The sequence below is a fragment of the Microcystis sp. LE19-8.1F genome (assembly GCF_027531715.1).
Classification (GTDB): domain Bacteria; phylum Cyanobacteriota; class Cyanobacteriia; order Cyanobacteriales; family Microcystaceae; genus Microcystis; species Microcystis wesenbergii_A.
This window is the reverse complement of sequence record NZ_JAPZSO010000014.1, coordinates 23,972-32,541: the sequence shown is the minus strand read 5'-3', so window position 1 is coordinate 32,541 and position 8,570 is coordinate 23,972. Positions and strand designations below refer to the sequence as shown.

The window sequence follows — 8,570 nt, the reverse complement described above, 5'->3', positions numbered from 1 at the left end:
CAAAAGTCAAAAGGGAAGAAAAATATGTGTACCTCACTAGCTTATAGCGGTGTGCAGTCGTATTAGGTACAGTGTCACAAGCTATAAACCATGCTAGGCAAAGCTTGGTCTGTATCTCACTCAAGCGCTTACCGCTATAGGGCTGGCTGAATATCAGTGGAAACCTTGCTAAAAAAGTGCCAGAAACAAACGTTGAGAAATCGATCTGAGGGACTCAAAACCCTTGCACTTTCGCTCTTCCCTCGCCGGATAAAATTCAGAAACTAAGGGACGAAACTACCATTTTGCCAGTTGTGTGGCTTATAGATTCGCTCTGGGGACCTATTCAGCCAGCTCTAGTTAGTCACAAAAAATGCGTTAGACAGTTAGGCTTATTTCCTGTCTTAACGCAATAGTTTTAAACAAAAATTAATAGGTTAACAGACTAAATCAAAGCCCGATAACGCCCCAAAGCCAGTAGAGGAAAATACTGCTGATAGAAATGATATTTCAGGTAAAAATGACAGGGAAAACCTGTACCGGTGAAGTAATCTTCATCCCATGTACCATTTTCTTTTTGGGTAACAAGAAGATAGTTAACGCCCTTTTCAATCACTTCTCGCTGATAATTGCCTGTGACTTTCCCGACGGCTAATAAACCGATTAATGCCCAAGCAGTTTGGGAAGCGGTACTATTTCCCTGTCCTTTAAATTTAGGGTTATTGTAACTAAAACAGGTTTCACCCCAACCACCATCAACATTTTGACAACTGCTTAACCAATTGGCTCCTTTTTGCAATTGATGGCGATATTTATTCGGTTCCAGAAAAGCAAAAGCAGATAACGCCCCACTGGTTCCATAAATATAATTTACACCCCAGCGACCAAACCAACTACCATCAGCTTCCTGTTCTTTCTCCAGATAATCCAAAGCTTTTTTAACTCGATTTTCCTCCATGTTAACATCACAAGTGCCTAACATTTCTAGAACTCTGGCAGTAACATCAGCCGTATTAGGATCGATCATTGCTTTTAGATCGGAATATGGCAAAGAATTAAGCCAGTTTTGATCGTTATCGATGTCAAAAGCTCCCCAACCACCAGCTTTACACTGCATAGTAGCCATCCAATTAACTGCCCGTTTCATCACACCTTTTTTAATATTTTCATCGGGCATTTTAATTAACTCTAAAGCCATCACCACCACTGCCGAATCGTCTAAATCGGGATACCAGCGATTATCAAATTCAAAAGCCCAACCCCCGGGGGTTCCAATTTTATTTTTAATCGCCCAATCGCCATAATCAAGAATTTGTTGATCGATTAACCATTGTCCCGCTTTAATCATAGCTGGATGAGCGGGATTTAGCCCGGATTCAATTAGCGCTCGAATTACCCAAGCCGTATCCCAAACCGGCGACACACAGGGCTGTACACAATAGGTATTATCCGTCTGAATGGCAAAATTATCCACCGCTTTTAAACCGCGGGCAACAATCGGATCGTAAACATCATAACCTAGGGCTTTTAAAGCTAACAGAGAATTTAACATCGCTGGGATAATTCCCCCCCAATCGCCTGGGTCTTCCTGTCGTTCAATTACCCATTTTTCCGCCGCTTTCAGACTTTCTTGACGGAAGGGAACTAAATCAGTTTTTTCTGCCCATTTAAACAGCCCATCTAACCAGAGAAAAACATCTGCCCAATCGTTATTTTTTGGTAACTCATACTTGACATTATTCACCCCTTCTGTATAGAGTTCATCGAGATTAAAACCCATTTTATACACGGGTTTTTTGTCAAAAACAATTAATAAAGGAACCGTACTTCCCCGCGCCCAACTGGACATTTCATAGATAGTAAAAGGGAAATTTTCTGGCAGTAGCATAATCCAAGCGGGGATAGAGGGAACCCCCAGCCAATCATAACAACCAATCAAAGCAAGGTGCATTTTGGTGAAAATGCGGGTTTTGCTGATGCCACCTTTAGCTAAGATAAATTCTCTAGCTTTTTCTAAAGCAGGATCATTAAGGGGAATTCCCAATAGTCGCAGCCCCATGTAGGCTTCCACAGTGGTGCTAAGATCGCCACCATCACCATAAAATAACTCCCAAGCGCCGTTAGGACACTGTTGCTGACGCAGATAGGTGGCTGCTTTGTCTAGGGGGCGATTTTTGTCAGTTTTCCAGATTTTGTGCAGTAAAATTGCTTCTGAGGTGATGGTGACATTAGATTCTAATTCTGCCCACCAGTAACCCTCAGAGTATTGGGTAGAAAGTAAATAATTCTGAGAAAGTTCGATCGCTTTCGCTGTTTTAGCGGCTATTTCGGTGATTTTGTCCTGAATCTGCATTTTTTCCGTTCGACAACCTCTAGGGACCACGAGTGCAAATAAGATAATCTTATTTACAAAGTTTTTAATAAGTAGGTAAAAGATAGGCTTTTGTTCCCAAGGAATCCAGTCAAGGAATTTGCTTTGGTTGCCAATTTCTTTTTTCTTTTGACTGATTACTGATAACTGATTAAGTACCCCCACTCCCCTGAAGACAAAAGGGGTACGAAACTCGCACCCCACCAGATTGATCTTCATTTAACTTACTTTTTCTTTTTGCCTTTAGCGGGCGGATTATCCTTCGCTGCCGGTTCCGGGGCTTTTTCCTCCACTTGCGGGGCTGCTGCTACAGGTTCCGGGGCTTTTTGTCCCATTTGGGCGGCTACTTCGGCGGCGAAATCCGTTTCTTCTTTCTCGATCCCCTCACCTAGTACAAAGCGTTGGAAACGACGCACCTGAATATTTTCTCCCAAAGCGGCGATCGCTTGTTTAATCAACTCCTCAATACTGATGTTCTGGTCGCGGATAAAGGGTTGATCGAGCAGAGAAAGTTCTTTCAAACGTTTTTCAATGCGGCCGGCCACGATTTTTTCTTTGATATTATCGGGTTTATTGGCTAAATCGTCCCGTCCCATCTCAATTTCTTTTTCTTTGGCGGCGATTTCGGCGGGAATATCGGCCACTTTTACATATTCGACGTTAGGACAAGCGGCAATCTGCATCGCCACGTCATTAACCAATTTTTTGAACTCCTCGCGACGGGCGACAAAATCGGTTTCACAGTTCACTTCTACTAAAACACCGATGCGGCTGCCGGTGTGGATGTAACTGCCGATCATCCCTTCTGCCGCTACCCGACTAGCTTTTTTCTCGGCGGAAGTAATCCCTTTTTGACGCAACCATTCGATCGCTTTGGTTATATCCCCCGCGTTTTCCGTCAGCGCCCTCTTACAATCCATCATGCCGGCGCCGGTCTTTTCCCTAAGTTCTTTAACCTGTTGTGCTGTAATTTCCGCCATAATATTCTTAACCTACTGCTTATAATTGATCATGCCACGAGAGGGGCAGGTTTGACCGCTCGATAGGCTCGGAAAGTTTCCCCCCGAACCTAGCTGCGATCAATAGCTAATTTTCCCTAGTTATCGTCGTCTCCACTGGCAAATTCGGCGGCGTATTGGGAATAATCACCTTCTTCCTCGTACTCGGTTTCATTATCGTAGTCTTCCTCGTATTCTTCCACCGCTGCTTGACCACCGCGACGACCTTCGATGATCGCATCGCTAATTTTGCCTAAAATCAGTTTGACTGAGCGAATTGCGTCATCGTTGGCGGGAATCGGCACATCTACCAAGTCAGGATCGCAGTTAGTATCCAAGAGGGAGATGATGGGAATGCCCAATTTTTGGCATTCTTGGATAGCGTTGTATTCCCGACGCTGATCCACTACGACGACTAAATCCGGCAGCCGGCGCATGGTTTTAATGCCACCGAGGTATTTTTCTAGTTTGCCCAATTCCCGACGCAGTACCGATGCTTCTTTTTTCGGTCGTTTATCGAGGGCGCCGCTATTTTCTAATTCTTCTAATTCTTTGAGTCTTTCTACCCGGCCGCGAATGGTTTCCCAGTTGGTTAACATTCCCCCTAACCAGCGTTGGTTAACGAAGTGGCTGCCGCTGCGTAAAGCTTCCTGTTTAATGATTGCTGCCGCTTGCCGTTTCGTACCGATGAATAAAAAGCGTTTACCGCGATCGGCTTCTCCTCGGACAAATTCGTAAGCTTCTTCGATTAATTGGGCAGTTTGCACCAAATCAATGATATGAACCCCATTTCGGGCAGTGTAGATGTACTGAGACATTTTCGGGTTCCAACGGCGCGTTTGATGGCCGAAGTGAACCCCAGACTCTAGCAATTCTGCGAGAGAGACAACGGGCATATTTTTCTCCTTTTCGGGTTGATCCTCCATCTAGGGCTGGATTTCTAGATTTCTAGAAACACCCGATCGCCTAGATGTGCGATTTTTGACAACTTTTCTAGTCTAACACGAAAGGGCGCGATTGCCTACCCGTAAATATTGGGTACTGAGGGCTTGCTACTGCAATTCCTCAAGTTTTTTCAAAACGGCTTCTGCATGGGCTTTTACCTTGACATTTGACCAAATATAGGCAATATTTCCCTGGGGGTCGATCAGGAAAGTGGAGCGTTTAATCCCCATATATTCCTTACCCATAAATTTTTTTAATCCCCAGACTTGATAAATTTCCGCCAGTTGATGTTCGGTATCGCTCAATAATTGAATAGTTAAATTGTGTTTTTCAATAAAACGACAGTGGGACTTGGCTGAATCGGGACTAACTCCCAAAATTACCGCGTTTAATTGCTGAAATTGCGGTGACAAAGCGGTAAAATTGATCGCTTCTGTGCTGCAGCCCGGAGTGTTATCTTTGGGATAAAAATATAATACCAACCATTGACCGGCAAAATCTGCTAATTTGCTAATTTCGCCCCTTTGGTTGGGGGTGGCAAATTCCGGGGCTTTTTGTCCAACTTCTAGGGTCATTTTTAGGAGTGTAAAGGCAAGAGTAAGAAAGGCGCGAGGGAGAGGGAAAGCAAGAGCCAGACTTGATAGTTAAATCCAGGAAATTCTGGTTTTTCTGACTCGACTAAAGCATCGATTCTCTCTAATAAGCGATTATTTAAAGAATTATCACTCAGAGCAACACAGCAACTATCAGAGAAATTTATTTCCGCTACTTGATTAACTTTTTCTGCTACTAAAAGCAGCGATTCAGCTAATAGTAAATAATCCACTTGTCCGGAAGCGTACTTATCGGCGCGCAATTCCCGCAAGAAGACCAATTCTGACCATAAATTCTCACTATTGGGCAGCCAAGAAGACATTGATCGCAGCCAACCTAACCAGAAAAACCAGAAAGTGTCATGATATTCTTGGTGAGCTTGTTCGTGGGCTAAAACTGCTTGTAAATGTTCTTGATCTAAGAGATTTAATAATCCTTGGGTTACAATTAATTCCGACTTCCAGAAGCCAACTCTGGCACTGTAGGGAAAATCCACTGCTAAAACTCTCGCCTTCTGAGTGGTGATTTTTTTGAGGGGATAACTGCTAAAATCCCGATGGGTTTGCCAAGTTTGATAGGAGAGTTTTATCAGACAGAATATAGCAAAAACTAGCCAGATTATAGCACTAAAGTAACTAATTAAACTGGAGTTATAGCCCAACATTTGCCCGCCATAGCCCATACAAACCACCGATATAACTGTCATTAACAGCAGCAAAGGAGGAAAGAGAAAGAAAAATAGCGTTGTCTGCCAACGACGCTGATAGCTGGGCAAAAAACAACGTAAACCAATGGCGATAGTTAATGCTAGTAATAACATTGAACCGTGCATTAGCGTTCTCTCCGTTGTTGACGCAGGGTATCTAAACGAGATGCGATCGCTTTTAATTGTTCGACACTAGCAGTATCGAGACTATCGGCAAAAGAAGCCACCACATCCGCATTACCAATAGCCAAAAAACGATGTAATTGTTCGTAGGCTTTAATTGCCTGTGCTTGTTCCTTAGAAACCATCGGTTTCCAGTAGAAAATCCGACCCTGTTTATAACAACTTAACCAGCCTTTATTAGTTAAACGACGCAGTACCGTAGTCACAGAAGTATAGGCCAGATCCCGTTCTGGATCGGCTAAAATGCGATCGTGGACATCCTTAACGCTGACGGTTTCCAATTCCCAGACAATATTGAGAATTTCCGCTTCTAGGGGGCCTAGGGATAACTGTTTTGGTTGATAGGTGGGCAATTGAGCCATAGTTACACAGAAATGAAGATTACTTTCCTGATCATAGCGGCGGATATCGATCGCCTGATAAAATAGCAACGATCCTTTATATTGTCTTTATGTCCACCGAAACTAATTTAACCACGACTACGGGTGCTGATGCCATCGATGTGGCGATCGCTAATGGTATTGATTTTGATGGTTCCCCGATTCCACCGGCAAAATTGGAACTTTATCACCGGGTAATGGGTTTGGAAGCAGGACGACAAAGAAGCGGGGTTTCGAACACGATGAGATCGCGAATTGTCCGCATCGGGGCCAAACATATCCCCCAAGAAGAATTAAATCAGCTGTTGTTAGCCGCCGATTTTGCCCCTCTCAAGGAGAAAGAAATCGCTTTTTACTATAGCGTTTCCTAAGCTAGTGAGGTACACATATTTTTCTTCCCTTTTGACTTTTGCCTCTTGCCTTTTGCCTAAAACCCATAACTTTTGTACCTCAGCAGACTGAAAAACGCTATATCTCAAGTAGTCAATTTTTTGCTCGCCATTTTTCGCCTAGACTGCCTGCGGTTAAACTGATTGTTGGGGAAATTCGGCAGGGAGTCTAGGTTGATCTAATGCTCAAGGACACCTCGAATAAAAGATTTTGTTAACAAAGTGTTGGTCGAGGAAATCTCCTTGATATACATTGATGAAGAGGGAATAATTTTCAAGAACTAACAAGGCGATCCGTCCCTCAAAATTCGATTTTTCGAGGTAGCCTAGACATAAGTAGTCGTGCAAAATAAATTTCCTAGTGAAGAAAGGCAAAAGGCAAAAGGCAAGAGGCAAGGGGGGGTTAGATATGTGTAATTAATTTTGCTTAGGTACTTAACGTCTTGGTTATTGCGTAAAATTAAACTTTTTTTGCCCATCAATTTAAAAACTTGCGTTTTTTTGATCATCTTAGCCTAGAGGACTGAGTAGTATGAGTTACAGCAAAGTTGATTTGTTAATTTTGTCCATCAGTGTAATCTGGGTTAAATCTCTGACTTTTTTTCCGTTATCAATTACTAAGGGGTAGCTCGATCAATTGGACTTATTGAGAAAATCTTCGCACTAATTGAGAATAAACCAAGGTTTGATCAGGGTTTCAGGCGGTGCAACGCTGAAGTAAATCTATTTTTCGAGGTACCCCCAAGAGGATCGATAACTACTGATTCCGAGCCGATAATGATACACTAGGCATGATTTAATTACAAACCTCGATCGCAAAAGGAAATAAACATCAATGAAAGCCATGATTTTGGCGGCTGGCAAAGGAACTCGCGTGCGTCCGATTACCCATACGATTCCCAAACCGCTGATCCCGATTTTACAAAAGCCGGTGATGGAGTTTTTGTTGGAACTGTTGCGACAGCATGGCTTTGATCAGATCATGGTCAATGTCAGTCATTTAGCCGAAGAAATTGAGAGTTATTTCCGCGATGGTCAGCGTTTTGGGGTGCATATCGGCTATTCTTTTGAGGGTAGAATCGAAGAGGGCGAGTTAATCGGTGATGCCCTGGGATCGGCGGGCGGTTTACGACGAATTCAAGATTTTAATCCCTTTTTTGACGATACTTTTGTGGTTCTCTGTGGTGATGCGCTGATCGATCTCGATTTAACCGCAGCCGTTAAATGGCATCGAGAAAAAGGAGCGATCGCCACTATCGTCACCAAAACCGTCCCCAGAGAGGAAGTATCCAGTTATGGGGTGGTAGTTAGCGACGAGGAGGGACGGATTCTCAGTTTCCAAGAAAAACCGGCCATCGATGAAGCTTTAAGTACCTGCATTAACACGGGTATCTATATTTTTGAGCCAGAAATCATTGATTTTATTCCCCCTAATAGTAAATACGACATCGGGGGCGAATTATTCCCCGAATTAGTCGCTAAAGGTGCGCCTTTCTACGCTTTAAACATGGATTTTGAATGGGTGGATATCGGTAAAGTTCCCGACTACTGGCAGGCAATTCGCGGGGTGTTATCCAGGGAAATTAAAAATGTTGCTATCCCCGGCATCGAAGTCAAACCGGGCATCTACACGGGCTTAAATGTGGGGGTAAACTGGGATAAAGTCGATATCACCGGACCTGTGTATATCGGGGCAATGACGCGCATTGAAGACGGGGCGAAAATTGTCGGTCCGAGTATGATTGGCCCCAATTGTTGGATTTGTGGCGGCGCGACGGTGGATAATAGCGTTATTTTTGAATATTCTCGCCTCGGTCCAGGGGCGCGTTTGGTCGATAAGTTGGTCTTTGGGCGCTATTGTGTTGATAAAACCGGCGCGGCGATCGATGTGGAAGCGGCAGCCTTGGATTGGTTGATTACCGATACCCGCAAGGTTCCCCCAGAATTTGATCACCCTAAACATCAGGCAATTCGTTCTTTATTCAATAGCAAGTAGGCAACACCGCAACAGGGAACTTTTTACTT

At 43.7% G+C, this 8,570-nt stretch carries 8 protein-coding genes; 2 read left to right on the top strand and 6 right to left on the bottom strand.

All coding sequences use genetic code 11. From position 1 onward, the window contains the following. Window positions 1-424 precede the first annotated feature (424 nt). From shc to O9334_RS01925, 6 genes are all read right to left on the bottom strand, one after another. Window positions 425-2,332, bottom strand: coding sequence for a squalene--hopene cyclase (gene shc, locus O9334_RS01950; RefSeq protein WP_287998937.1), 1,908 nt, complete (start codon window positions 2,330-2,332; stop codon window positions 425-427). 242 nt (window positions 2,333-2,574) lie between these two features. After that, window positions 2,575-3,330, bottom strand: coding sequence for a translation elongation factor Ts (gene tsf / locus O9334_RS01945; RefSeq protein ID WP_045359756.1), 756 nt, complete (start codon window positions 3,328-3,330; stop codon window positions 2,575-2,577). 116 nt (window positions 3,331-3,446) lie between these two features. After that, a complete protein-coding gene (gene rpsB, locus O9334_RS01940) occupies window positions 3,447-4,244 on the bottom strand; it encodes a 30S ribosomal protein S2 (RefSeq protein WP_004162676.1) in 798 nt (265 codons plus the stop codon). A 156-nt stretch (window positions 4,245-4,400) separates the two neighbouring features. Further along, complete coding sequence (gene bcp / locus O9334_RS01935) at window positions 4,401-4,868, bottom strand: thioredoxin-dependent thiol peroxidase (RefSeq protein ID WP_287998932.1); 468 nt, start codon at window positions 4,866-4,868, stop codon at window positions 4,401-4,403. A 2-nt stretch (window positions 4,869-4,870) separates the two neighbouring features. Continuing rightward, entirely contained in the window at window positions 4,871-5,719 is an 849-nt protein-coding gene (locus O9334_RS01930; RefSeq protein ID WP_287998929.1) for a M56 family metallopeptidase, read from the bottom strand. Beyond that, window positions 5,719-6,207 (bottom strand): BlaI/MecI/CopY family transcriptional regulator, encoded by a 489-nt coding sequence (locus O9334_RS01925; RefSeq protein ID WP_002783352.1) that lies wholly within the window; start codon window positions 6,205-6,207, stop codon window positions 5,719-5,721. The genes O9334_RS01930 and O9334_RS01925 overlap by 1 nt, the downstream gene beginning before the upstream one ends. 20 nt (window positions 6,208-6,227) lie before the next feature. Here O9334_RS01925 and O9334_RS01920 point away from each other — a divergent pair, with 20 nt between their 5' ends. Continuing rightward, window positions 6,228-6,527, top strand: a complete 300-nt coding sequence (locus O9334_RS01920) for a small RNA NsiR4-regulated ssr1528 family protein (RefSeq protein ID WP_045359761.1) — start codon at window positions 6,228-6,230, stop codon at window positions 6,525-6,527. Window positions 6,528-7,380: 853 nt separating this feature from the next. After that, complete coding sequence (locus O9334_RS01915; protein WP_045359762.1) at window positions 7,381-8,541, top strand: nucleotidyltransferase family protein; 1,161 nt, start codon at window positions 7,381-7,383, stop codon at window positions 8,539-8,541. Window positions 8,542-8,570: the final 29 nt, after the last annotated feature.

Bases quoted from the DNA above. Each gene is read 5' to 3' on its own strand.
- shc (WP_287998937.1), bottom strand. From the start codon at position 2,332: ATGCAGATTCAGGACAAAATCACCGAAATAGCCGCTAAAACAGCGAAA.
- tsf (WP_045359756.1), bottom strand. From the start codon at position 3,330: ATGGCGGAAATTACAGCACAACAGGTTAAAGAACTTAGGGAAAAGACC.
- rpsB (WP_004162676.1), bottom strand. From the start codon at position 4,244: ATGCCCGTTGTCTCTCTCGCAGAATTGCTAGAGTCTGGGGTTCACTTC.
- bcp (WP_287998932.1), bottom strand. From the start codon at position 4,868: ATGACCCTAGAAGTTGGACAAAAAGCCCCGGAATTTGCCACCCCCAAC.
- O9334_RS01930 (WP_287998929.1), bottom strand. From the start codon at position 5,719: ATGCACGGTTCAATGTTATTACTAGCATTAACTATCGCCATTGGTTTA.
- O9334_RS01920 (WP_045359761.1), top strand. From the start codon at position 6,228: ATGTCCACCGAAACTAATTTAACCACGACTACGGGTGCTGATGCCATC.
- O9334_RS01915 (WP_045359762.1), top strand. From the start codon at position 7,381: ATGAAAGCCATGATTTTGGCGGCTGGCAAAGGAACTCGCGTGCGTCCG.